The sequence below is a fragment of the Acinetobacter sp. HA genome (assembly GCF_000264725.1).
Classification (GTDB): Bacteria; Pseudomonadota; Gammaproteobacteria; order Pseudomonadales; family Moraxellaceae; genus Acinetobacter; species Acinetobacter schindleri.
Genome location: NZ_AJXD01000095.1, coordinates 1 through 24,643 on the forward strand (window position 1 = coordinate 1; position 24,643 = coordinate 24,643).

A 24,643-nucleotide genomic window follows, 5' to 3' on the forward strand; every position below is an offset into this window, starting at 1 on the left:
TTTTTTTGATCATGTTGCCATTCACCCGTTAAGTAACACCAACAGAAGCTTATAGCTAACACCGCAATCAATTTTTTCACTCGTCTAGGGTCTGTCAAGCGCGTATTTTCAAGATTAAACCCGCGTCCTTTGAGACAACTGAATAAGGTTTCAATTTCCCAGCGTAATGCATAATCCTGAATAGCATTGGCATTAAACTGAGGAGAAACGACGAGTAAAAGCTCTCCATTTTCTAACTGTAGTGCACTTATATATAGTTTCACCCGACCAACCAAAATCCGTCGTTTACGACATTCAATTTGACCAACTTTAAGATGGCGAAATAAATCACTAATTTTATGATTCTTTCCTAAATGATTGGTGACAATGAAGTTTTTTTAACACGAATGCAGAAGTTGATGTCTTGTTCAATTAACCATGTAAACCACTGCTCACCGATAAACTCTCTGTCTGCGAACACATTCACAATACGGTCTTTACCAAAAATGGCTATAAAGCGTTGAATCAAAGCAATACGCTCTTTCGTATCTGAATTTCCACGTTTATTAAGCAATGTCCAAAGGATAGGTATCGCTATTCCACGATAAACGATTGCGAGCATCAGGATATTAATATTTCGTTTTCCCCATTTCCAATTGGTTCTATCTAAAGTCAGTTGCACTTGGTCGAATGAAAACATATTGAAAATCAACTGAGAAATTTGACGATAATCAAAATACTGACCTGCAAAGAAGCGCTGCATACGTCGATAAAATGATTGTGGTAAGCACTTGATGGGCAAGGCTTTAGATGCAGAAGAAAGATTACATGTTTGCTTTAAAATAATCACAAGCATGATGAGCGCAAAGCACTTTAAATGTGACTTGTTCCATTTTAGATATTTGTTTAAGATAAGATATAACTCATTGAGATGTGTCATAGTATTCGTCGTTAGAAAACAATTATTATGACATTATTTCAATGAGTTATCTATTTTTGTCGTGTACAGAGGAGATTTTTAATAATCGTGAGCTGAGTCAGGATGTGACAACCGTGATCTTTGACCTGCTTGAAGCGGTGAAACTTGAGGCTTAACTATAAAAATAGCGTATAAAAAAGTCCTCATGATGAGGACTTTTTGATTTCTATGGTCTAAATCTCAAATCATGTTTAGATCGAGAAAGATGAACCACAGCCACATGTAGTCGTAGCATTCGGGTTTTGTACCACAAAGCGAGAACCTTCCAACCCTTCAATATAGTCAACGACTGAACCTACCAGGTACTGATAGCTAAGTGAGTCGACCAGCATCTTCACATCGCCGTTAATAAATTCTGCATCATCTTCATTCTGGCTTTCAGCAAAGTTGAAGCCATAAGAGAAACCTGAACAGCCGCCACCAGTCACATAGACACGTAGCATAAGATCTTGGTTACCTTCACTGTCACGCAATTGGCGTACTTTATTGGCAGCATTGTCAGTCAGCACAAGTGCTTGAGCATTCATGATGGATTCCTCTGTTCGGTTCGGGCATCTTTAAAAAGAAAGACCATATTTCAAGTATAGCATACTCAATATATGGTCAGTCTTTGTAAATTAAAGCTTAATCAGAGTAAATTTATCAGGATTGTTTATAATTTTCATCCTGTAGTGCACACTCAAAGTTTTTCGGGTCCTGCTTACAGCGGAACTGCCATAACAGCTTCATCATACGTTTGTCATAAATACCGCGCTTCGTCAGATCAATCCGCGCTTCACGCATCATTTTCTGATAACCAGGTTTGTCTGCTGCTGGAATATCCATCCAGTATTTAGAGGGAATATCAGCTTTCATTTTACCTAAAATTCCAAAAGCGCGTGGCAATTCCCCTTTCACCCATTCACGTGACTTTTGCCCAAAACCTGCCGGGAATTTATCTGGGCGGATGATGATATTACCTGTCACCTGTAAAATCGGATAATTCACAATCGCACCTTTGCTGCCTAGACCTTTATGCAGTTCTAAGGGTTTGAATACGGCAGCAGGTGCGCCAATGATATCAACCTGACCATTGTTAAACTTGGCACCGAAGTTGGTGACATCAGCGCTGACCGCCTGTGCACCTACCTGTTGCACCATGATTTTTTGCGCTTCGTCATAATCCAGTACAGCAATTTTTTTGCCTGCTGCTTTAGCTACGGTATTAATACTGCGGTCATTGACCAGCAGGAAAGCATCACCCACTGGAATGACTCCGGCGACTTCATATTTGCCTTGTAACATATGTTTGGCAAAAGTCTTGCTTGCCAGTCCTTGCATCACTTTAACTGCCAGATTCAGATCTGGGATCGCACCAATAGCATCCAGTGAACCGGTAAAATTATTGAACTGGCGTCCGCGCATCCCTGTGACGCTAATACCATCACATTTCCCGGCTTTAAAGTCTTCTGCAACCACAGCTTCATTGGTATTTACCCGCAGCTCGATATTTGCACCCCAGTTTTTTGCAGCCAGCTGATAATCTTTCATCACAGCGTACACATCGCCATTCTTACCGACCAGATCAAATACACAGACGATTTGCTTCGCCTGTACTGTACCGGAGGCTGCGACTATGCCTGTACCGAGTGCGAACGCCTTCAACCAAATTTTCATATTTTATTCCTTAAAAAATTGTTTTTGTTTTATCAGGACTGCTGCATATCATTGTTTTTATGAGAAAGATGACAGCATGACTGATATTCATTCTAATCATTTTCAAGTCGCAGGCAATGGTAAAGTTGCCTGCCTTAACATAAAGAAAGCCTGGAATTTTCCAGGCTTTTTTCCTTTTAAAATCAGTTTATTCACCCGGTAGTGAACATTCGAAGTTTGCCTTGTCGACAGAACAGCGGGCACGTTTCAGTACACTCATCATCGAAGCATCATAAATTCCCCGCTTGGTCATATCCATACGACCATCACGAAGCATTTTTTGATATTTGGTCTTGTCTTCTGCACTCAGGTTCATTTTATATTTGGCTGGAATACCGGCTTCTAAACGGTTGATCATCGCCATGCTTTTTGGCAAGTTCTTAACAAACCAATCACGTGATTTCTGTCCAAAACCTGCCGGGAAGCTTTCAGGACGGATCACAAAGTCTGAAGTGACATGCAGCACCGGGAAGTTAAACATCGCGCCACTATTACCCAAGCCTTTATAGATTTCTAGCGGCTTATAAGCATAAGCAGGTGCACCTACCATATCTACCTGACCATTATTAAACTTGGCCACAAAGTTGGATACATCAGACACGACTGCCTGGGCACCTACACGCTGCACCATGATTTTTTGTGCATCGTCATAGCCCAGTACAGCAAACTTTTTACCGGCGGCTTTTTCAATCGAGTTGATGTTTTTGTCACGCACAAAGATAAAAGCCGAGCCCAGTGGTGCAATACCGGCAATTTCATATTTTTTGCCGCCTAAATTACTGACCATCTTGGCAGCATTACGTTTATCCAAAGCAAAGGTAATGGCACGCTGTGCAATTGCATTACTTGGCACGCCGCCGAGCGCATCAATAGAGCCAGCAAATTTATTGTATTGACGTGCACGCATCGCCGTCATAAATACGCCGTCACATTTACCCGCTTTAAAATCATTATCTGCAACTGCTTCATCCTGACGGGCAATCAGATTAATTTCTGCCCCCCATGATTTTGCTGCCAGTGCCCATTCCTGAGCCATCTGAAAAGACTCACCAGATTTGCCCAGTAAGTCGAAAACACAGATATCGACTTTTTTCGCTTGCGCTGTACCTGCGAAACTAACGGCAGAAAACGCCGCCAATGCTAGAAGTGTTTTTTTCATTCTAATAATCCTTGCAAAATCTTGTTCTTCGATGGAGTTTCCATACTTGTGACAAATATTAGCAAGTTTCTTTAAAAAAAATAGAGTATTTACTCCATTATATTTAGGGAGTTTGTCCCCTATTATCAAAATGTGTCCCGTATTCACATTTTGGATATAAGGAAGTCCATAGATATCAATTTTTTAGCGATTTATTTAAAATCCTAAAAACTTACATTTTTTTAATTCAATTTACAAACAAATACATTAGAGCACTATTCTCCGCCTAATGAGCATTCAAAATTGGTACGTTCTACCGTACAACGCGCACGTTTCAATACCCGCATCATATTTGGGTCATAGATGCCCTGATTAGTCAGATCAATCCGGCCATCTCGGAGAATTTTCTGGTAACTGGTATAGTCCTCACGACTTAAATTTAGCGTATATTTAGCTGGAATTTCTGCTTCCATACGTTTAACAGTAGCAATGGTTTTCGGTAACTGTTTGATGAACCAGGCACGTGAGTGTGCTGCAAATTTGTCCGGAAATTTATTTGGCCGAATAATTAAATCTGCCGTCACATTTACTACAGGGAACTTGATCATTGCACCTTTATTCCCCAAGCCCTTAGACAGTTCTAGCGGCTTAAAAGCATAAGCAGGTGCAGCCACAATATCGACTTCGCCCTGATTAAAACGGCGAATAAAATTAGAAATTTCCGACATAACTGGCACAGCTTCAATCCTATTTACCATGACTTTTTGTGCATAGTCATAATGCAAAACTGCAAATTTCTTATCTTTAACCTGTTCAATCTTGTTTATGGCACGATCCCGTACAAAAATATATGCCGTACCAATTTGCACAATTCCGGCAACTTCAAACTTGTCTTTACCAATGGTAGACACCAGACGTTTGGCATTACGCTGATCCAGTACATAGCTAATGGCTTTCATGGCAATATCATTGCTAGGCACACCACCAATAGCATCAATTGAACCGGCAAATTTGTTATAGGCCCGGGCACGCATGGAGGTCATAAACAGTCCATCACATTTGCCTGCTTTAAAGTCCTGATCGACTTTGGCTTCATCCTGATAAGCAAGAAGTTGTACTTCAGTCCCCCATTGCTTGCTCACTAATTGCCATTCTTCTAGTAACTTGTAAGATTCACCAGATTTGCCCAATAAATCAAAGACGCAGATATCTACCTTGGCAAAACTCATATTTGAGGCAAGTACAGTCAAGGCTGCTAAAATCAAAGATCCTTTTTTCATTTTGCTCTACTCTATTTATTCTTGGTTATTTTTTACTGAAATTTATATTTCAATATCATCTTGTTTGTCATTAAAAATACCTGTTCTATTTAAACATAGATTCAAAAATATGAATCTATGTTATGGATGAAGTGCAGGATCCTGTGAATTCTCCAGCAAGATTTTTTTATTTTGATGGGCTTTCCTTTAGAATAGCGCCATTCTTCTTGTCGAATGTCAGTACAGTTCCATGATTCAGTTAGATCAGTTAACCATACGCCGCGGTGGACGCATCCTTTTCCAGAAAGCCTCCATGCAATTGCATCCTGGATGGAAAATTGGCCTGACCGGTGTCAATGGAGCCGGCAAGTCGACCCTATTTTCAGCACTCTTGGGTGGGATTGAGTCTGACAGTGGTTCCCTGACCCGTCCTGCAGTCTGGACTGTGGCGCATATGGCCCAGGAAATCAAAGCCTTGAATATGAAGGCGATTGATTTTGTCCTGTCCGGTGATGAGGAATACTGGGATATCCAACAAAAGCTGAATCATCTTGAACAACTGGATGATGCTGAACTGGCACGCCTCTATGGCCGCTTTGACGAAATTTCCGGTTATGTAGCACCCTCTAAGGCTTCACAGCTGATGGCAGGTTTGGGCTTTATGGATTATCAATCCGAGCTGGATGTTGCCAGTTTTTCAGGGGGATGGCGTATGCGTCTGAATCTGGCGCGTACCTTGATGAGCCGTTCTGATCTGTTATTACTGGATGAACCGACCAACCATTTAGATTTAGATGCGATTCTTTGGCTAGAAGATTGGCTCAAAGCCTATGAAGGCACCTTGGTGCTGATTTCACATGACCGGGATTTCCTGGATGCCATTACCGATCATATTTTACATATCGAAAATCAGGAACTGACACTTTATACCGGTAATTACTCGACTTTCGAGCGTACCCGTAGCGAACGTCTGGCACAGCAGCAACAAGCCTATGAAAAGCAACTTGAAGTGCGTGCCCATCTGCAAAAATTTATTGACCGTTTTAAGGCCAAAGCCACCAAGGCAAAACAGGCCCAGAGCCGAATCAAGCAGCTGGAGCGTATGCAGGAACTCTCCGTTGCGCATGTAGATACGCCGTTTACTTTCAGCTTCCGTGAACCAACCAAAATGAGTTCACCATTACTACAGCTGGAAAATGCCGATATCGGTTATGGCGACAAGCTGATTGTGCGTAATGTTACCCTGCAAATTACTCCCAATAGCCGTATTGGTCTGCTGGGGATGAATGGTGCTGGTAAATCGACTTTGATTAAATCTCTCGTCGGTGATTTAGCTTTAATTAAAGGTCTTCGTAAAGACTCGGAATTGTTAAATATTGGCTACTTTGCCCAGCACCAGATGGATGCACTGGATGGTAGCGCCAGCCCGATGTTGCAGCTGGCACGTATCGCTGATCCTAAAATCAGTGAGGCCAGCTTGCGTTCTTTCCTCGGCAGCTTCGGCTTTAGCGGCGAACGCATGGATACACCAAGTGAAAGTTTCTCGGGCGGTGAACGCGCCCGTTTAGCACTTGCATTAATCGTATGGCAACGTCCAAACGTGCTGATTCTGGATGAACCAACCAACCATCTGGACCTGGATATGCGTCATGCTTTAACGATGGCACTACAAGATTTCAAAGGTGCTGTCGTGCTGGTTTCGCATGAACGTCAGCTGATCGCCAGTGTCTGTGATGAGCTGCTGTTAGTTCATAACGGCAAATGTACTGAATTTGATGGCGATCTGGTGGCTTATGCCGAGTGGTTACGTCAGGCACGTGCAGAATTATTAAAAAATGCGCCTAAAACTGCTGAAGTGATGAAAACACAGCAAGCTGAAGCGAAACCTGTACCAAGTAAAATGGATAAAGAAGCCCAACGCAAGGAGGCTGCTCGCCAACGTGAGCGGACTCGGCCGATTCGCAAAAATATTGAAAAATGTGAAAGCCAGATCGGAAAGTTGCAGCCAAAACTGGCTGCAATTGAAGAAAAGCTGTCAGATACTGGTCTGTATGATGCAGCGCGTAAGGATGAATTGCTTAAGCTCATGAATGAGCAGACTGAACTGAAAGCACAACTGGAAACTGCTGAAGAACAGATGCTGGAACTGATGATGGAATTAGAGGAACTGGAACAGTCTTTCTAGGGAAAGCTAATTTTAATATTTGTTTAAAGCTTCAAGGATCATTAACTATAGTTACTGATCCTTTTTTTATGGGTTTATATTTTCTCTGCTATTAGTAAATCTTTTCTCTTACCTATTTTCCTACACTTCTCAGCTTGGTTAATCATTTACTCGATTTTTGACATATTTTGTAGTGAATTACGCAAATACTATATAAGTTTATTTTTTAAACACTCGGCTTCCTTATTTCATACATTAATTTACAGCTCTAGGTCAGGTTATAAGGCTCTAATAAAAAGGCTTTTTAATAATCAGCAGCCTTATTTGAGACTATTTATGTTGAACTAGAGAGGAAATCCGCATGCGTGCTCTTACCTATCATGGTGCTCGGGATGTACGAGTTGAATCTGTTCCAGATCCAGTGATTCAGGAACCAGATGACGTTATTTTAAGGGTGACAGCCACCGCTATCTGTGGCTCAGATCTACATCTATACCGGGGTAAAATCCCGGCCACTGAAGACGGTGATATTTTCGGCCATGAATTTATGGGAGTTGTAGAAGAAGTCGGCCCTGCAGTGACAGAAGTCAAAAAAGGTGACCGGGTGATCATTCCCTTTGTCATTGCATGCGGTCACTGTTTTTTCTGTGAACATGAACTGATGGCTGCCTGTGAAAATACCAATACGGGTCGTGGTGCAATTCTCAATAAAAAACAGATTCCACCAGGAGCAGCCTTGTTTGGCTTTAGCCACCTGTATGGTGGTGTTCCGGGTGGTCAGGCTGAATATGTGCGGATTCCCAAAGGTAATGTCGGACCGTTTAAGGTTCCCGGCTCCTTGCCTGATGAAAAAGTATTATTCCTGACCGATATTCTGCCAACAGCCTGGCAGGCAGTAACCAATGCTCAAGTCACCCGTGGTTCTACAGTGGCAATTTATGGTGCTGGTCCAGTCGGTCTGTTATCTGCAGCTTGTGCACGGATGCTCGGTGCCGAACAGATCTTCATGGTAGACCATCACCCTTATCGCTTGCGATTTGCTCATCAAACCTATGGGGTCATTCCGGTCAACTTTGATGAAGTCGATGCAGCTGAATTTATTATTCAAAATACAGCAGGTTATCGCGGTGTTGATGCGGTTATTGATGCCGTTGGTTTCGAAGCCAAAGGGAGTGTTCTGGAAACCGTAATGACCAACCTGAAATTAGAAGGTTCGAGTGGTTCAGCGCTCAGACAATGTATTGCAGCGGTCCGCCGTGGCGGTGTGGTGAGTGTACCTGGGGTTTATGCCGGTCCAATTCATGGCTTCCTGTTTGGTGATGCCTTTGACAAAGGTTTGACCTTTAAAATGGGACAAACCCATGTGCATAAATACTTGCCGCAGTTGCTCGAACATATTGAAAATGGAGATCTGTCTCCAGATGTGATTATTACCCATCGCATGAAACTGGAAGATGCTGCGGAAGGTTACCGTATTTTTGATAAAAAGGAAGAAGACTGTCGTAAAGTCATTCTGACACCGTAAATGTACTAAAAGAATAAAAAGCGCCTTCTAGGCGCTTTTTATTCTTTAATTAAGACAGATCAAATCACCTGTTTCTATTTTTCAAGTTTCTTCATCAAAAACTCTGTTTAACAGAAGTTATTTAATTTTTACTCCTCTTTCTAACTTGTAGAAAGTAGTTCAGCAAAGTTCGAATATAAATACTGATCTAGAAAAGCAACCCAAAGAATAAACCAGTAATAACCATATTTAACCCAGTGATTTTAAAAATAAAATTAAATTTCACTTGATTATTAAAATAATTATGTAGTTTAACTACATTTAAATTTTCAAGAAAAAATAAGTTCCACGCCCACTATTAAATAAAACTACATTAACCACATAAGCGTTTATTTTATATAATATTTATTTTAATTTTCTATAAAAAAGTAAGCAAACTAATCTGTTTTGGACAGTTTTGGCTCAAACGCAGAAATCCCGCATAAGCTGCTCATTTAAATTTAAAACATTATTTTAAATTTAAAAATATTTACCCACAAGTCACCAGAGAATAAATTTGAATTTGAAATAAGAGCTGATTTAAAAGTGAACCTATTGTGGATAAATACTATCTTATTCACATAAATAAATATGGATAACTTTAGAGTTATCCACACTATTGATCAAGCTTTGAACTTATTTAGGAATGGGAATATTCATACATATTTTGATTTATTAATTACTTTATTTTTATAAATTTGTTAAGCGATTGAAAATCTAGGATTTTAGAAATCGAAGTTCAATGATTTTCCATTCATTTTCATAGCGCCATAATTCCTGAATACGATGTTTATCTTTAGCCAAACCAGTCATCACACAGCATTCCGTCTGATCTGCATTATATTCGTAATCTTCATATTCTACTTCAGGCTTATGCGGCTTCCAGACCCCATTCTTGACCGCATGCGCAATCCTGTCATAACGGACATAACTGGTTTCTACACGGTTTTTCTGCTCAAACACTACCTTAAAGTCTTCATGTTCATACTGACGCAGAACCTCATAATGACCGGTATAGAATGCATTAGCCCAAATTTCACGAACTTCTTCAAGCTGGCTATCCATGGATAAACCTCTTTATTGCTATAGGCTGGCCCAGATCAGACAAATACTGCGAATAAAAAAATCACCAGATAGGGTGCCAGAATCACTGATCAGCTGCTGAATATGCTAACCAGTTAAAATGACACTAGCATAAATTGATCATAAAAAAAGCACCCCGAAAGGTGCTTTTTTAAGTGTATTGTGTATCAGTTATGCATCGATATCTGCATTCAGAGCATTCTCTTCAATGAAGGCACGGCGTGGTTCTACGTCGTCACCCATCAAGCAAGAGAACATACGATCTGCTTCAATCGCATCCTGTACCGTCACCTGTAGCATATTACGGTTTTCTGGATCCATAGTGGTTTCCCACAGCTGATCCGCATTCATCTCACCCAGACCTTTATAACGCTGGATCATCATGCCGCGACGTGAGTCTTGCAGGATGTGCTGCCATACTTCATGGAAGCTATTCACTAGAATCTTGCGCTCACCTTTTTGCAGGTAAGCACCCTCTTCAAGTAACGTAAACCAGCTCTTCGAGTTCTTCAATAAACGTGCATATTCACTTGAACCCAACAGACCTGAATCAAGCAGATAAACATGTGGCAGGTTATGGATATAAATCGTGATACGTGGCAGATAAGTCACAGACTTGTTGCCTTCTGCATCTTCCTTCTCGAAGGTTTCAATACCCAGCTCAGGACGCAGGCTTGGTTGCTTGTCTTCGATGTGTTGACGCAACTGCATTGCCCAGTTTTCTACATAATCCAGATCAGCTGCCTGATCCAGTTTAAATGCTTCAAGCGCCAACAGACCATCCAGCAATGTTGCAGGATAACGCAGGGTTAAACGATTCAAGCTTTTTTGCGAGGTCTGGTAATCTGCAATCACATTTGCCAGTGCATCACCACGAATAGCAGGTGCATCCGCACTGATGTGCAGTTCAAGTTCATCAATCGCATTCGAAATCAGGTAAGTTTCCAGTGCATCATTATCCTTAATGTACTGTTCCTGCTTGCCTTTTTTCAGCTTGTATAGCGGTGGCTGTGCAATATAAATATGACCACGTTCTACCAGTTCCGGCATTTGACGGAAGAAGAAGGTCAACAGCAAGGTACGGATGTGCGAACCATCTACGTCAGCATCGGTCATGATAATAATTTTGTGATAACGCAACTTGTCCGGGTTGTATTCTTCACGGCCAATACCACAGCCCAGTGCAGTAATCAGCGTCCCTACTTCAGCCGATGAAATCATACGGTCGAAACGTGCACGTTCTACATTCAGGATTTTACCTTTCAGTGGCAAGATTGCCTGCATCTTACGGTTACGGCCCTGTTTCGCAGAACCACCCGCCGAGTCGCCCTCGACCAGGTACAGTTCAGACAATGCTGGATCTTTTTCCTGACAGTCTGCCAGTTTACCTGGAAGACCGGCAATGTCTAACGCACTCTTACGACGTGTCATTTCACGTGCTTTACGCGCTGCATCCCGGGCACGTGCGGCATCTATGATTTTACCCGCGATTGATTTCGCTGCTTGCGGATTCTCTAACAAGTACTCTGAGAATGACTTATTCATGGCCTGTTCGACCGCAGTTTTTACTTCGCTCGACACCAGCTTTTCTTTGGTCTGTGATGAGAATTTCGGATCCGGTACTTTCACCGATACAATCGCAGTCAAGCCTTCACGTGCATCATCACCAGATACTGCAACTTTTTCTTTTTTCAGAATATTTTCACTTTCCATATAGTTATTTAAACCACGGGTCAGTGCAGCACGGAAACCGGCTAAATGCGTACCACCATCCTTTTGCGGGATGTTGTTGGTAAAGCAGCGTACATTTTCCTGATAAGAATCATTCCATTGCAATGCCACTTCTACCCCGATCCCGTTCTCCGCCATCGTAGTAAAATGGAAGATATCATTCAGGTGAGTTTTGCCCTCATTGATATATTTCACAAATTCGGACAGACCACCTTCATAATCAAATACATATTCAGCATTAATGCGTTCATCACGCAGTACGATACGCACACCGGCATTCAGGAACGACAGTTCACGTAAACGGCGCGCCAGAATATCGACATTGAAAATGGTCTGACTAAAGGTTTCAGCACTTGGCCAGAAACGTACACGGGTACCGGTTCGGTCTGTATCACCGATGACTTTTAACGGGTACTGTGAATCGCCATGACGGTATTCCTGCTGATGAATATGACCAGCACGATGAATGGTCAGTTCCAGTTTTTCTGACAGGGCATTTACAACCGAAACACCTACCCCGTGCAGACCACCAGAGACCTTATAGCTGTTGTCATCAAACTTACCGCCGGCATGTAGAATAGTCAGAATTACTTCTGCTGCAGACACACCTTCTTCAGGATGAATATCAGTTGGAATACCACGGCCGTTATCTGATACTGACACCGATTCATCTTCATGAATAGTCACTAAAATTTCATCACAGTGACCTGCCAGCGCCTCATCAATCGAGTTGTCGACCACCTCGAAAACCATGTGGTGTAAGCCTGTACCGTCGTCTGTATCACCAATGTACATGCCCGGACGCTTACGCACAGCGTCTAAACCACGTAATACCTTGATGCTAGAGGAATCATAAGCCTTTTCAATGGTTTGTTCTGGTTGAGAAGCAGCTTGATCTTCTGAACTCATGGTTTCTCCCTAGTGAAAAATAGGTCTATCCAAAGATGGGTAAAACTTTAAAATACTATTGCACAACAACCTGAACGATACCGTTTTCAACATTGAATAACTGATATGAGATAGACAAATCATGTAAATGCTTTTGTACTGATTCGTGGTCTAAAGTGGTAATAAAAACTTGACTACCAAGTTGGCTCAATCGCTCAATTAAACGTTGTTGGGCGGTTAAATCTAATTCTGCTGTCAGATCATCTAATAATACCACAGTTTCCTTATTACAAGAATGTAGCATTGCAATTTGAGACAGTTTTAACGCCATCAGCAGCAGCTTTTTCTGTCCACGAGACAGGATCACATCTGCATCTCCCAGAGGGGTCTTCAGGCGCAAATCTGCGCGATGTGGGCCGTATTCTGTATAGCGTCTTTCAACGTCCCGCTCATGATGATTGGTCAGGTCATTGAGCAGGCCAGTTTCAGCATGAAAGCCAGGGCTATAATCCAGGCTAATCGTGAGATCTGGCAGCAAATGTTTCAGGTCTTCCTCAAAGAAAACTTTCCATTGCTCGACAATACCGACCCGTTGTGAATGCAGAATCTCACCATATTGACTGAGCATATGGTTCCACGGCTCCAGCTCTGACAGACTGAGATAGCGCCTGGACTTTAGCAAGCTGTTGCGCTGCTTCAAGGCACGCGAATAATATTGCCAGGCATGATAGAACTCTGGTTCCACGTGGAACATTAACCAGTCCAATAACTGTCGGCGTGGCTTGGCACCATGATCGATAATATCGGTGCTTTGTGGATCAATCAGCTGCAAAGGTAGCAGCTTGGCCAGCTGCCCCTGGGTCGCCACCAGATCACCATTTACCTTGATCAACTGCTCACCACTGGCCATTTTCTGCATACCGACTTTTTCAGCATCAGACTGGGCAAACACGATCGCATCCGCAGCACTGTGCTGAATGTAATTTTTAGGAATATGGGTACGAAAAGAACGCCCTGTGGCCAACAGGTGAATGGCTTCCAGAATAGAGGTCTTGCCTGAACCATTCTGGCCATAAAAAACGTTAAACGGCTGCAATCCCTGGAGAGCAACCGTTTTTAAATTTCGTACACGCTCTATATGCAGACGCGTAATATGCATGATTAGCTTGTGCCTGGATGCTGCCGCTTAAACGCGCATCGGCATGACCACATAAGTTTGATCAGTATGTGCAGGATCCTGAACCAACACCGACTGGTTTGCTTCGGTCATGCTCATGGAGACATCATCACCGTCCAGCACACCCAAGACTTCTAGCAAATATTGCGCATTGAAAGACATTTCCATGGGTGCATCCGCATACTGAATGGCCAGATCTTCAATCGCTTCATCCTGCTCCGGGTTATTGGCACGCAGTTGCAGTGAATCCGCATTAAAGTTCAGGAATACACCACGAAGTTTCTCATTACTCAAAATCGCAACACGTTGCAGAGATTGCTTAAATACGTCATGTGCGATGATCACGTGCTTGTCACCACCACGTGGAATCACACGGCGATAGTCAGGGAATTTACCATCAATCAATTTGGTGGTGAAACGTACTGTAGTATCCCCCTGCTCCTTATCACGGTTTGCAACAGTGATAGTTACATTTAGCAATTCACGACCAATCAGCAATGATAACTGATCATCTTCAACACTAAGTAAACGCTGTAATTCACCTACTGCCTTACGTGGCACAATCGCCTGGATTGGCTGAGCTGCAGTCGATTGCGCAGCTGTTTCACACAGCGCCAGACGGTGACCATCCGTAGTCACTGCACGCAATTGGTTAGCATCAATTTCCAGTAATGTACCGGTCAGGTAGAAACGTACATCCTGTACCGCCATCGCAAACGCAGTTTTTTCAAACAGGCGTTTTAGTTCACGCTGGGTCACAGTTACCTGGGTGCCCTGACTGTTTTCAGTCGACAGCAATGGATAGTCTTCAGCAGGCAAGGTACCGAGCACAAAACGGCTGTTTCCAGACTTCAAAATACAGCGCTGATCTTCAGTAATTTGCAGATCTACCAACGCAGCTGATGGCAAAGATTTACAGATATCAACCAGCTTACGTGCAGGAACCGTGGTTTCACCGGCTTGCAAACATGCACCTTCATTCAGAGGCATACTTGCTACCAGTTCTACCTCAAGATCTGAACCAGTCACCGTTAATGCTTGAGCTGTCACTTGAATTTTCAGGTTAGACAGAATGTTTAAGGTATGGCGACGTTCAACCGCTCCTACGACATGTGATAGAACATTCAGTAAGCTCTCTTTCGCGATTTTTAAACGCACGGTACATTCCTCTGAAAACTGAAGATTAATATGGAAAAGTTAATTATTTAGCACTGTACTATGCGGCAAAAAAAGCCGCATAGCAAGCGCAGAATTTGAGCGTTTTGGCTTAGCTTTGCAGCAGGCGCTGCAGGTTTTTATAGTCCTCGTTGAAGATCGGATCTTCCTCACGCAGACTCAATACTTTTTCACAGGCGTGCATCACGGTACTGTGGTCACGACCACCAAATGCCATGCCAATTTCCGGGAAACTGTCTCCGGTCAATTCACGTGCCAGACCCATTGCAAGCTGACGCGGACGTGCATAAATACGGGTACGTTTCGGACCGACCAGTTCTTTCAGCGGAATACGGAAATATTCACTGACCACACGCTGAATATTTTCAGTACTAATGGTGCGGGCGCGAATCGCCAAAACATCTTTTAAGGATTCACGCACTACATCCAGATCAATCGGTGTGCCTTTAAAGCGGGAAATCGCCACCACTTTATTTAATGCACCTTCAAGCTCACGCACATTGGCGACCACTTGTTGTGCGATAAACAGTGCGCAGTTACGTGGCAGGTCAACTTCATTGCTTTCGGCTTTTTTAAGTAAAATTTCAATACGGGTTTCAATATCGGGCGGTTCAACCCCTACCGACAAACCCCATGAGAAACGTGAAACCAGACGTGGATCCAGCTCCGTCAATTCTTTCGGATAACGATCCGAGGTCAAGATGATCTGTTTCGATTCATCCAACAGTGCGTTAAAAGTATAGAAAAACTCAACCAGACTAGCCTCTTTACCCGCCAATAAATGAATATCATCGACCAGTAATAAATCCAGAGAACGACAGTTTTTCTTGAATTCTTCAACCTTGCCCTGCTGCAGCGAGCTGACAAAGTCCTGCACAAAGCTTTCTGCGGTCATATACATCACGCGGGCATTCGGTTTGGCTTGCAATAATGCATTCCCTACTGCCTGCATCAAGTGGGTTTTACCCAGACCGGTCGGGCCATACAAAAATAATGGGTTATGTTGAGATGCACCGAGCTGGGTCAAAACCTTACGGCAGGTTTCTGCGGCCATCTGATTCGAGCGGCCTTCCACAAATAGAGAAAAAGTGAATAAGGGATTTAGCTGACGCTTGCGGCTATTTTTAACCGATTCTTCTTTTTCTTTACGTAGGCGAGGCGCAGGCGTACTCATTGGCTGTGTTTCTAAAGCAGCCGTGGTGGTCGCTGGCTGTTCACTGGCAGATAAAATCGCACCAGGTCGGGAATCCACCAGAATTTCAACTTTACGGATCCGGCCTTCAGATAACTGTTCTGCCAGAATCGAGATCAGCTCCAGATGATGTTCTTGAATGTAACGCGTCCAGTAAGGGTTCGGTGCATAAAGACGAAGGGTATCGTCCAGTTCCTCTGCAACCAGTGGGCGTATCCACATTGTAAAGACATTTCCAGAGAGCTCTTGTCGCAAGCGATTTAAGCAGTCTGTCCAAAGCATGTGAATCCCCTATTCATTCCATTGTTTATTCAAAAGCCATTGCCGCACCTAAAAGCGGGTCGCCATTCTAACCAAGTTATCCACATCTGTCATGAAATATTCAGCATAAATCGTTCAAAAAAGCGCTTTTCATGCATAAATTTAAATTTAAAAACTAGTGTGGATAAGTTTATCCGCAAGCTGTGGATAAAATATAGCATAAAGTTATCCACAAAGTATAAAAATTATAGAAACAGTTTTATCCACAATATAAGATTATGTTTATTAAAATTAAAAATGCATTTTCCACAGAAAAACAGCTCCCTAATAGTAATAAATTTAAATTTATAAATTTGAATTTATTTATAAGATCCGGACTTTCTGTGGATAACCAACACCCGGTTTAAATTTAAATTCAAAACGAGAATCTAAATTTGAATTGTGTATAGTATTGTGGATAAATCTGTTGATATAGATGTTAATAACTAAAATATAACATTAAAACAATTATTTATATTGTGGTTAACTATTTTATTCACTCTTTGACTACACAATTTGAAAAGTATCAGGCAAGCCAATCCCTAGACTAATTTGAAAAGAAATATGCTTTTGCATTGACAGCTCAAGCAATGAGCACTAAAATCGCGGACCTTCATAGAAAGATCATTTTTGGAGTTTCGACATGAAACGTACATTCCAACCATCTGAATTAAAGCGTAAACGCGTTCATGGTTTCCGTGCTCGTATGGCTACTAAAGCTGGTCGTCAAGTTCTAGCTCGCCGTCGTGCAAAAGGTCGTCACAGCTTAACTGTTTAATCAGTTAGGCTTCGCCGACTTTGGGTGATATGACAACACTTTATGGTTTTGGCACAGAGTTACGATTACGCTGTGCTGCCGATTATAAAGGTGTCTTTGATGGTGCGCTTTTAAAAGTGCATCAACCCCATTTCTTATTTCTTGCAAAACCGTCCGAACTGCCAAATAGCCGTTTGGGTTTAGTTGTTGCCAAGAAAAAAGTGCGCCGTGCGCATGAACGAAATCGAGTAAAACGTCTTGCTCGCGAAAGTTTTCGCCTGCATCAACAGCAGCTCAGCGATCTGGATATTGTGGTGATGCCAAAAGCTGGTATTGATACAGTCCCGAATGCAGAATTGCACCAGCAACTACAATTTGCTTGGCAGAAACTCAACCGTCTTGCCAAAAAGCATATAAAAATAGCTCCCTCCCCACAAAAGTAGAGATGGCCAATGGTACGTTTACTGCATTGGTTAATACGTTTCTATCAGATTGCGATTAGTCCTTTACTTGGACCACGCTGTCGTTATCTTCCAACATGTTCTCAATATTCCTTGGAAGCAGTCCATACACATGGAGCTGTGCGTGGTGTGTGGCTGGCTACTAAACGTATTTGCCGTTGTCATCCGTGGGGTGGCTCAGGATACGATCCTGTTCCTCCGAAAGCGATTCGTTTTATTTCATTTCAGCAAATAGATTCTCAAACGCTTCACGTTGCTGTACCCTTTCGTGATCGTTTATTGAACCAAAATCACTCTCACCACTTGGGGTAATACATATGCAACAATGGGCCAGGATTGCAATTCTCGGGGCTATGTTTGTTGTCGCATATTTGCTCATTTTGGCGTGGCAAAAAGATTATGGAAATGCGGAAACTCAACCTCAGCAGGAAACTGCAGTTGTGTCGCAAGAAGTGTCAGCAGATTTGCCAAATGCTCAGACGGCTACCGCCGCTTCTGATGTGCCACAAGCAAATGTTCCAGCGCAGCAAGCCACGGATGCTACAGCACCTGTAAGTCAGCAGCTTATTTCAGTACAAACTGACCTTTATCATCTTTGGATTAATCCTAAAGGTGGTGATATTGTTCGTGTTGAATTACTCAATCATGACAAAAACAAAGACAGCGATGAACCTTTCGTCATGCTGGAAAGCGATGCGAAACGTACTTATGTCGCGCAGTCAGGTTTAATTGGTCTAAATGGACCGGACAGCAGCCGTAATGGCCGTCCAAGCTATGAGCTAGAAAAAACTGCTTATACCCTGGCAGATGCCAAGGCAGTCAAAAATAAAGATGGCGAGAATGTAAAAGTTCTGTCTGTACCAATGGTATTCAAGACGGCAGATGGTGTAGAAGTCATCAAAACCTTCAATTTTACTGAAGGTGAATATCCAGTTGTCGTGAACCACAAGGTTATCAACCGCAGTGGACAGGCTTGGCAAGGTCAAATGTTTGGCCAGATCAAGCGTGACAATTCTGAGGATCCAGGCAAATCTGATCAAGGTATCTTTACTTTAGGTACTTTCTTAGGTGGCGCTTGGGGTACCCCGGATGAGCATTACAACAAGTTGAAATTTGACAACTTTGTTGAAGAAAAACTCAGCACTGAAGCCAAAGGCGGCTGGGTTGCGATGGTGCAGCACTACTTTGTCAGTGCATGGGTACCAGGTAACCTGAAACTGACACAGGGCAATGGCGAGGCCTATACGGCGAAGCTGGAATCACGTAAGTCAACTGATAACATGAATATCATTGGCTTTACCTCTCCGACCTTCAATGTACCTGCCGGTACTGTGGCTGAAATTGATGCGACCTTCTATTCTGGTCCAAAAATCCAGTCAGAGCTCAAAGATCTGGCAACAGGTCTGAACCAGACTGTAGATTATGGCTGGTTATGGCCGATTGCCAAACTACTATTTGTTGGTCTGGAATTTTTCCATGGCCTGGTAGGTAACTGGGGCTGGGCGATCATTCTGTTGACTATTCTGGTAAAACTGATCCTGTGGCCATTGTCGTCGAAGAGTTACCGCTCTATGGCGAAAATGCGTGTGATTGCGCCAGAAATGCAGCGTATGAAAGAAGAGTTCGGTGAAGACCGTATGCGCTTCTCTCAAGAGATGATGGCACTGTACAAACGCGAGCAGGTAAATCCACTTGCCGGCTGTTTACCGCTCTTGCTGCAAATGCCAATCTTCCTGGCATTGTACTGGGTACTGATGGAATCTGTGGAACTGCGTCATGCACCATGGATGCTGTGGATTCAGGATTTATCTTCAATGGATCCTTGGTTCATCCTGCCATTGCTGATGGGTGCAACCATGTATATCCAGCAGTCGTTGAACCCACAACCGACTGATCCAATGCAGGCGAAAGTGTTCAAGATCATGCCAGTGATCTTTACAGTATTCTTACTGTTCTTCCCGGCTGGTCTGGTGCTGTACTGGATTGTCAACAACCTGATTACCATCCTGCAGCAAAGCTTGATCAACAAGTCTGTTGCCAAAGATCGTGCACAACGTGATGAGGCAAAGCCAGTCAACTAAGTTGAACTGACGGGCTGAATAAATCCGCTTAAGATGGTAATCTTAGGCGGATTTTTTTTGGCTGTACTTTTTGTTCTTCTGCAGGTGAATTTTATGCTCAACCCAACCACTACGATTGCTGCGATTGCGACACCACCGGGGCGTGGCGGCGTTGGGGTGATTCGTCTGTCTGGTCCAAAATCTTATGCAATTGCCCAGGCGCTAACTCGAAAAGAATTGCCTAAAGCCCGATTTGCCGGTTTTCGCCAGTTCTATGATGCGGCAGGTGAAGTCATGGATGAAGGTTTAGCGATCTGCTTTCCGAATCCAAATTCTTTCACGGGCGAAGATGTGGTTGAATTGCAAGGCCATGGTGGTCCAGTGATTCAGAATGCCCTGCTGGCACGTTTGCTGGAACTTGGGGCAATAGCAGCCAAAGCGGGTGAATTCTCCATGCGTGCCTTTGAAAATGGCAAGCTGGATCTGGTCCAGGCTGAAGCCATTGCTGACCTGATTGATGCGACATCGCAAGCGGCTGCACGTTCGGCAGTACGTTCTCTGCAAGGCGCATTTTCGACCAAGGTGAATGCCGTACTTGAGCAGCTGATTCATTTGCGTCTGCATGTAGAAGCGGCAATTGATTTCCCGGAAGAAGAAATTGATTTTCTGGCGGATGGCAAGATCCTAAATCTGCTGGATGGCGTATCCAGTGCAATCACTCAAGTACAGCAATCTGCGCGTCAGGGCCAGCTTCTACGTGAAGGTTTGCAGGTGGTCATTGCCGGTAAACCTAATGCCGGTAAATCGTCCTTGCTGAATGCTTTGGCCGGGATTGAACGCGCCATTGTGACCGATATTGCGGGTACGACACGTGACGTTTTGCATGAGAAAATTACCTTAAATGGTTTGCCAATTACCCTGACTGATACTGCCGGTCTGCGTGAAACGGGTGATATCGTGGAAAAAGAAGGGATTCGTCGTGCAATCAAGGAAATTGAACAGGCGGATCTGCTGTTGCTGGTCTATGACCTGAGTCAGGGTGATGATCCATTACAACTGGCACAGGAATATTTTGCTGAACATATTGAACCGAAACGCCTGATGCTGATTGGTAATAAAGCAGATTTGACCGATGCCGAAGCTATCATCGATGATTTTCAGGGTTTCCGTCATATCACTGTCTCAGCCAAGCAGGAAACCGGTGTACAAGCGCTCATAGATGCGATTACAGCGCATGCAGGCTTCCAGCCTGAAGAAGATACCTTTATTGCCCGTACTCGTCATTTAGACGCAATGAAGCGTACCCAGGTGTATCTGGCTGAAGCTCGTGAACAACTGGTAGTATATAACGCAGGTGAGTTAGTGGCAGAATCCTTGCGTCTGGCACAGAATGCTCTAGGTGAGATCACCGGTGACTTTAGTGCGGATGACCTGTTGGGCAAGATCTTTGGGTCGTTCTGTATTGGAAAATAATCTTCAAGATATATAAAAAGCCCTCCATAGAGGGTTTTTTATATCAGCCTTTTACACACAGTTTCTGATGTGATACCCAGAGAATTACACATAAAATACTAATCACCGCACAGAAGCTGATGACAGCAAAACCCAAGCCAAAATGATCGGCCAGATAACCCACTGCAATAATCGGCACAATTGTGCCTAAATAACCCATAAACAGATAGGTCGACATGACTGCGGCCCGATTCTGTAAAGTTGTGATTGCATGAATCACGCCAAAGGCACCCATCAGGGCAAAACCATGTCCAATTCCAAACAGAATATCACTGACAAAAAATAAGATGCTCGTTTTGAGGAGCATACACAGTGCAAGACTTATCAGACTCGCAAACATAATGATCAAGCCAATATTCAGACATTTCTTTGCAGCAACCGCTTTAGCAAAGAACTGCACCATGGCAGAAATCAACAAAATGCAGGTGATGGCGGTACCACTGACTAGAGGCCCATGCCAAGGCAGAATATCCTGCAGAAAAGAGGGCGACAGTGAGGCAAATAAACTAAAGGCAGCAAAGGCACAAAATGCGGTCAAACCCACGATCATAAACAAAGCATGATATTGAGGCTCAGGACGCAGTAATTTCGGTGCAATACTAAAGGGCTGACGTTCAAATGCTGGCACTTTTAACCAGAACAAGCCAATAAAACACAGTACTGCCCCCCAAATAATAGGCAGATATGGAGTAATCAGTGGCGTCTGAGAAAACTGCGCAATGATTCCGCCGACCAACGGACCCAGACCAAAGCCAACCGCAGTCAGAATCGATACCAGTTGCGGCGCAAACTGCTTATGACTCTCTGGAATGGTTTGCATCATGCCAATCATGGCAGAAGTGGTCATGAGACCTGAGGCAATCCCGATAATGAAACGCCCCACTGATAAAATCAGTGCATTGTCTGCAAAGATGGAAATGATTAAGCCTAGACTGATAAATACCAAGCCGATTTGTAAGGTTCTTAAAAAACCAATACTGTTACTGGTTCGTCCCAGAAACAACAGAGAGCCTAGACAGCCAAACATATAGGCGACAAAAATATAAGTAATCTGGCTTGGAGATAGATGCCAAACCTGTTGATAAATAGGGTAAAGCGGGCTGGCCAGTGCCGTGCCGATAGTTCCCATAATCAATGTAAGGCTGACCATGGCGAATGGTCGCCATGTGGTATTTATTGTCATGCTGCTGCCATAGAAGTTCAACATCACGCTTCCAGAAAAATGATGTTGAATAAAAATTTGAATGGAAAGCAGTGTATCGGTTAGATGAAAAAGCGGTCAATTATCTTGCTGTAAACAAAACAAAAATATTCAGCAGAAAAAATTAGCCATAACGCTTGAGCAATTTTAAAAATTCCTGAAGATCCTGTTCATTGACAGCTTCTGGATCTTTGATTACATGCTCTCTAAGGTGCTCCTCAATCAGTTCATTCATCAGACCATTCACCGCCCCCTTAATGGCAGCGACCTGTTGTAGCACATCAATACAGCTAGGTTCTTGTTGTGTCAGTGAGGCTTCCACCGCATGAATCTGACCTTTTAAACGCCGTACACGATTTAATATTTTTTTATCTTCATGCAAATGACTCACCACAAGTCTCCAAAAATAAATATACTAAGGGGGAGTATATAAATAAGACCACTCGAATGCAAAACAATACCGCTCCACAGCACAACCATCAGTTTGATCAAGGCAATCCACTGGCACAGAAGAAAATACTGCTCGCCACAATCCTGACTGCCGTGATGATGGTATTTGAGATTATGGGTGGCTGGGTCTTTCAATCCATGGCCTTGCTGGCAGATGGCTGGCATATGAGTTCCCATGTCCTGGCCTTGGGACTTGCCTTTGCCGCCTACAAAGCAGCACGTCATTATGCCGATGATCCTCGCTTTAATATGGGGACTTGGCGTATTGAAATTCTGGCAGGTTATAGTAGTGCCATCATGCTATTGGTGATTGCGGGCTTTATGGCTTTTCATTCGATTGAACGCCTGTTTGCTCCGGTAGAGATTCACTATAATGAAGCTATTCCTATTGCGATTTTAGGTTTATTTATTAATCTGATCTGTGCCTGGTTGCTGCATGATGGTGGACATGAACATGCTCATGGGCATCACCACGATCATGAGCATCATCCTAGCCATTCTGACCATCAGCATGACCTGAATCATCAGGCAGCATTTATGCATGTAGTAGCAGATGCCCTGACTTCAGTCTTTGCCATCATAGCCCTGCTTGCCGGTAAGTATTTCGGCTGGGATATTCTGGATGCTGTGCTCGGGATTGTTGGCTCAGTTCTGGTCGCACGCTGGTCTATTGGTTTATTGAAACAGACTGCCAAAACCCTGCTGGATGCCGATATGGATGCACCGGTGGTAGATGAAATCCGGGAAGTTGTCGCGGAATTTGGTCCTTTAGTAAAACTTTCTGACCTGCATGTTTCCCGCGTTGGGAAAGGCAAGTTTGCCTGTTTTGTGGCGCTGGAGACTACGCTAGATTTAAGCCCTGATCAGGTCCGTGAAGCGATTTCTATTCATGAAGAAATCGTGCATATTTCTGTAGAGATTAATCCGGTTACCTCTATTTCATGAGCAGTTTATGTTCCACGTGAAACATCAAGAATATTGAACCGTGATAGTACATAAATTATCTGATTTTTCTGCATGAAACGCATAGAATCAGCACTACTTTACTCTGACATGAGCAGGAGATTCATGCTGAAACCTATCCTACTGCTGGCCATGACGGTATTGGCTACGAGCCTTAGCTTTGCCGATATCAATACAGTCAAAGCTAACCTGGCCAAACATAGCCCAGACCTGAAGATTGAAAATCTTCAGACTACTGAAATGAAAGGGATCTATAGTGGTTCTATGGATGGACAAGTGGTTTACCTGAACGAGGATGCCAAGCATCTCATCGGTGGGTCTATGATTCGCCTTGCCGATAAGCAAAATCTTACCCGGGATCTGGTGCTGAAACAGAACAGTATCGACTGGAAAAAGCTGCCTTTACAGGATGCATTGAAAACAGTACGAGGCACTGGCAAGCGTCAGTTGGCGATTTTTTCTGACCCCAATTGCCCCTATTGCAAACAGCTTGAACTAGAACTTAAAAAGCTTAATGACGTAACCCTTTACACTTTTGTTCTGCCACTGAAAGCGCAATCTATAGCCCCTTCACGACAGATTTATTGTGAAAAAAATCCGGCTCAGGCCTGGGAGGATCTGATTAGTAAAGGTATTCAGCCTAAATCTGGCAATCGCTGCGCTAATCCGGTAGAACGCAACTTGGCCTTGGCTAAATCCCTAAATATTCAAGGTACCCCAGCAATTATTTTCTCGAATGGTTTTAAAGTCATGGGTGCCTATCCGGCTGAACAGATTGAAAAGATTCTGACAGAACTCGGTCTTTAATCTTAACTTTTGCTTGGTCATCTGAAGTATATCGAGAGCAGAAGCTTTGAATTGAATCTTGAAAAAGCTAGCAATAAAAAAGCACCCGACAGGGTGCTTTTTTCAATGCAAAACAGAAATTATTCAAT

The 24,643-nt window shown here is 43.3% G+C and carries 20 protein-coding genes and 2 pseudogenes; 10 read left to right on the forward strand and 12 right to left on the reverse strand.

Annotation, left to right across the window (positions count from 1 at the left end; all coding sequences use genetic code 11):
* Positions 1-919: pseudogene (locus tag HADU_RS15415) on the reverse strand (IS4-like element ISAba1 family transposase); the annotation flags it as partial.
* Between the two features lie 71 nt (positions 920-990).
* Here HADU_RS15415 and HADU_RS15930 point away from each other — a divergent pair.
* Positions 991-1,074, forward strand: a pseudogene (locus HADU_RS15930) (hypothetical protein); the annotation flags it as partial.
* 75 nt (positions 1,075-1,149) lie between these two features.
* Here HADU_RS15930 and erpA read toward each other — a convergent pair.
* From erpA to HADU_RS12310, 4 genes are all read right to left on the reverse strand, one after another.
* A complete protein-coding gene (gene erpA / locus HADU_RS12295) occupies positions 1,150-1,485 on the reverse strand; it encodes an iron-sulfur cluster insertion protein ErpA (RefSeq protein ID WP_004814030.1) in 336 nt (111 codons plus the stop codon).
* 115 nt (positions 1,486-1,600) lie between these two features.
* Positions 1,601-2,614: a putative solute-binding protein gene (locus HADU_RS12300; RefSeq protein WP_008306870.1), complete on the reverse strand. Its 1,014-nt coding sequence runs from the start codon at positions 2,612-2,614 to the stop codon at positions 1,601-1,603.
* Positions 2,615-2,801: 187 nt separating this feature from the next.
* The gene (locus HADU_RS12305) at positions 2,802-3,812 is read right to left on the reverse strand and encodes a putative solute-binding protein (protein WP_004814025.1); all 1,011 of its coding nucleotides are present in this window, start codon (positions 3,810-3,812) and stop codon (positions 2,802-2,804) included.
* A gap of 254 nt (positions 3,813-4,066) precedes the next feature.
* A complete protein-coding gene (locus HADU_RS12310) occupies positions 4,067-5,071 on the reverse strand; it encodes a putative solute-binding protein (RefSeq protein ID WP_005220459.1) in 1,005 nt (334 codons plus the stop codon).
* 229 nt (positions 5,072-5,300) lie between these two features.
* On the opposite strand from HADU_RS12310, the gene HADU_RS12315 reads away from it, so the two are divergent.
* Complete coding sequence (locus HADU_RS12315) at positions 5,301-7,235, forward strand: ATP-binding cassette domain-containing protein (RefSeq protein WP_008306871.1); 1,935 nt, start codon at positions 5,301-5,303, stop codon at positions 7,233-7,235.
* Between the two features lie 340 nt (positions 7,236-7,575).
* The gene (locus HADU_RS12320; protein ID WP_002045824.1) at positions 7,576-8,739 is read left to right on the forward strand and encodes a zinc-dependent alcohol dehydrogenase; all 1,164 of its coding nucleotides are present in this window, start codon (positions 7,576-7,578) and stop codon (positions 8,737-8,739) included.
* Between the two features lie 735 nt (positions 8,740-9,474).
* Here the strand turns inward: HADU_RS12320 and HADU_RS12325 are convergent.
* From HADU_RS12325 to dnaA, 5 genes are all read right to left on the reverse strand, one after another.
* A complete protein-coding gene (locus tag HADU_RS12325) occupies positions 9,475-9,822 on the reverse strand; it encodes a hypothetical protein (protein ID WP_008306872.1) in 348 nt (115 codons plus the stop codon).
* A gap of 189 nt (positions 9,823-10,011) precedes the next feature.
* Positions 10,012-12,480, reverse strand: coding sequence for a DNA topoisomerase (ATP-hydrolyzing) subunit B (gene gyrB / locus HADU_RS12330; protein ID WP_008306873.1), 2,469 nt, complete (start codon positions 12,478-12,480; stop codon positions 10,012-10,014).
* Between the two features lie 55 nt (positions 12,481-12,535).
* On the reverse strand, positions 12,536-13,618 hold the full coding sequence (gene recF, locus HADU_RS12335; protein WP_008306874.1) for a DNA replication/repair protein RecF: 1,083 nt from the start codon (positions 13,616-13,618) through the stop codon (positions 12,536-12,538).
* 27 nt (positions 13,619-13,645) lie between these two features.
* Positions 13,646-14,794 carry a DNA polymerase III subunit beta gene (gene dnaN / locus HADU_RS12340; RefSeq protein WP_008306875.1) on the reverse strand — a complete coding sequence of 383 codons (1,149 nt, stop codon included), beginning with the start codon at positions 14,792-14,794 and terminating at the stop codon, positions 13,646-13,648.
* A 109-nt stretch (positions 14,795-14,903) separates the two neighbouring features.
* Positions 14,904-16,286 carry a chromosomal replication initiator protein DnaA gene (dnaA, locus tag HADU_RS12345; RefSeq protein ID WP_004814014.1) on the reverse strand — a complete coding sequence of 461 codons (1,383 nt, stop codon included), beginning with the start codon at positions 16,284-16,286 and terminating at the stop codon, positions 14,904-14,906.
* 661 nt (positions 16,287-16,947) lie between these two features.
* On the opposite strand from dnaA, the gene rpmH reads away from it, so the two are divergent.
* The 5 genes from rpmH (at position 16,948) to mnmE (ending at position 21,055) form a co-directional block, all read left to right on the forward strand.
* On the forward strand, positions 16,948-17,082 hold the full coding sequence (rpmH, locus tag HADU_RS12350; protein WP_000831329.1) for a 50S ribosomal protein L34: 135 nt from the start codon (positions 16,948-16,950) through the stop codon (positions 17,080-17,082).
* Positions 17,083-17,111: 29 nt separating this feature from the next.
* Complete coding sequence (gene rnpA, locus HADU_RS12355) at positions 17,112-17,504, forward strand: ribonuclease P protein component (RefSeq protein ID WP_004814013.1); 393 nt, start codon at positions 17,112-17,114, stop codon at positions 17,502-17,504.
* A gap of 9 nt (positions 17,505-17,513) precedes the next feature.
* Positions 17,514-17,834 carry a membrane protein insertion efficiency factor YidD gene (gene yidD, locus HADU_RS15420; protein WP_004814012.1) on the forward strand — a complete coding sequence of 107 codons (321 nt, stop codon included), beginning with the start codon at positions 17,514-17,516 and terminating at the stop codon, positions 17,832-17,834.
* A 5-nt stretch (positions 17,835-17,839) separates the two neighbouring features.
* The gene (gene yidC, locus HADU_RS12360) at positions 17,840-19,603 is read left to right on the forward strand and encodes a membrane protein insertase YidC (protein WP_004814010.1); all 1,764 of its coding nucleotides are present in this window, start codon (positions 17,840-17,842) and stop codon (positions 19,601-19,603) included.
* A gap of 93 nt (positions 19,604-19,696) precedes the next feature.
* Positions 19,697-21,055, forward strand: a complete 1,359-nt coding sequence (mnmE, locus tag HADU_RS12365) for a tRNA uridine-5-carboxymethylaminomethyl(34) synthesis GTPase MnmE (protein ID WP_034592968.1) — start codon at positions 19,697-19,699, stop codon at positions 21,053-21,055.
* Between the two features lie 43 nt (positions 21,056-21,098).
* On the opposite strand, the gene HADU_RS12370 is transcribed toward mnmE, so the two are convergent.
* Together HADU_RS12370 and HADU_RS12375 are read right to left on the reverse strand one after the other, a co-directional pair.
* Positions 21,099-22,244, reverse strand: coding sequence for an MFS transporter (locus HADU_RS12370; protein WP_034592988.1), 1,146 nt, complete (start codon positions 22,242-22,244; stop codon positions 21,099-21,101).
* Between the two features lie 175 nt (positions 22,245-22,419).
* Positions 22,420-22,686: a metal/formaldehyde-sensitive transcriptional repressor gene (locus HADU_RS12375; RefSeq protein ID WP_004813991.1), complete on the reverse strand. Its 267-nt coding sequence runs from the start codon at positions 22,684-22,686 to the stop codon at positions 22,420-22,422.
* A gap of 56 nt (positions 22,687-22,742) precedes the next feature.
* On the opposite strand from HADU_RS12375, the gene dmeF reads away from it, so the two are divergent.
* Entirely contained in the window at positions 22,743-23,690 is a 948-nt protein-coding gene (gene dmeF / locus HADU_RS12380; protein ID WP_004813988.1) for a CDF family Co(II)/Ni(II) efflux transporter DmeF, read from the forward strand.
* Positions 23,691-23,813: 123 nt separating this feature from the next.
* Complete coding sequence (locus HADU_RS12385; protein ID WP_008306929.1) at positions 23,814-24,515, forward strand: DsbC family protein; 702 nt, start codon at positions 23,814-23,816, stop codon at positions 24,513-24,515.
* Positions 24,516-24,643: the final 128 nt, after the last annotated feature.

Coding starts and splice junctions, on each gene's coding strand:
- erpA (WP_004814030.1), bottom strand. CDS start 1,485: ATGAATGCTCAAGCACTTGTGCTGACTGACAATGCTGCCAATAAAGTA.
- HADU_RS12300 (WP_008306870.1), bottom strand. CDS start 2,614: ATGAAAATTTGGTTGAAGGCGTTCGCACTCGGTACAGGCATAGTCGCA.
- HADU_RS12305 (WP_004814025.1), bottom strand. CDS start 3,812: ATGAAAAAAACACTTCTAGCATTGGCGGCGTTTTCTGCCGTTAGTTTC.
- HADU_RS12310 (WP_005220459.1), bottom strand. CDS start 5,071: ATGAAAAAAGGATCTTTGATTTTAGCAGCCTTGACTGTACTTGCCTCA.
- HADU_RS12315 (WP_008306871.1), top strand. CDS start 5,301: ATGATTCAGTTAGATCAGTTAACCATACGCCGCGGTGGACGCATCCTT.
- HADU_RS12320 (WP_002045824.1), top strand. CDS start 7,576: ATGCGTGCTCTTACCTATCATGGTGCTCGGGATGTACGAGTTGAATCT.
- HADU_RS12325 (WP_008306872.1), bottom strand. CDS start 9,822: ATGGATAGCCAGCTTGAAGAAGTTCGTGAAATTTGGGCTAATGCATTC.
- gyrB (WP_008306873.1), bottom strand. CDS start 12,480: ATGAGTTCAGAAGATCAAGCTGCTTCTCAACCAGAACAAACCATTGAA.
- recF (WP_008306874.1), bottom strand. CDS start 13,618: ATGCATATTACGCGTCTGCATATAGAGCGTGTACGAAATTTAAAAACG.
- dnaA (WP_004814014.1), bottom strand. CDS start 16,286: ATGCTTTGGACAGACTGCTTAAATCGCTTGCGACAAGAGCTCTCTGGA.
- rpmH (WP_000831329.1), top strand. CDS start 16,948: ATGAAACGTACATTCCAACCATCTGAATTAAAGCGTAAACGCGTTCAT.
- rnpA (WP_004814013.1), top strand. CDS start 17,112: ATGACAACACTTTATGGTTTTGGCACAGAGTTACGATTACGCTGTGCT.
- yidD (WP_004814012.1), top strand. CDS start 17,514: ATGGTACGTTTACTGCATTGGTTAATACGTTTCTATCAGATTGCGATT.
- yidC (WP_004814010.1), top strand. CDS start 17,840: ATGCAACAATGGGCCAGGATTGCAATTCTCGGGGCTATGTTTGTTGTC.
- mnmE (WP_034592968.1), top strand. CDS start 19,697: ATGCTCAACCCAACCACTACGATTGCTGCGATTGCGACACCACCGGGG.
- HADU_RS12370 (WP_034592988.1), bottom strand. CDS start 22,244: ATGGTCAGCCTTACATTGATTATGGGAACTATCGGCACGGCACTGGCC.
- dmeF (WP_004813988.1), top strand. CDS start 22,743: ATGCAAAACAATACCGCTCCACAGCACAACCATCAGTTTGATCAAGGC.
- HADU_RS12385 (WP_008306929.1), top strand. CDS start 23,814: ATGCTGAAACCTATCCTACTGCTGGCCATGACGGTATTGGCTACGAGC.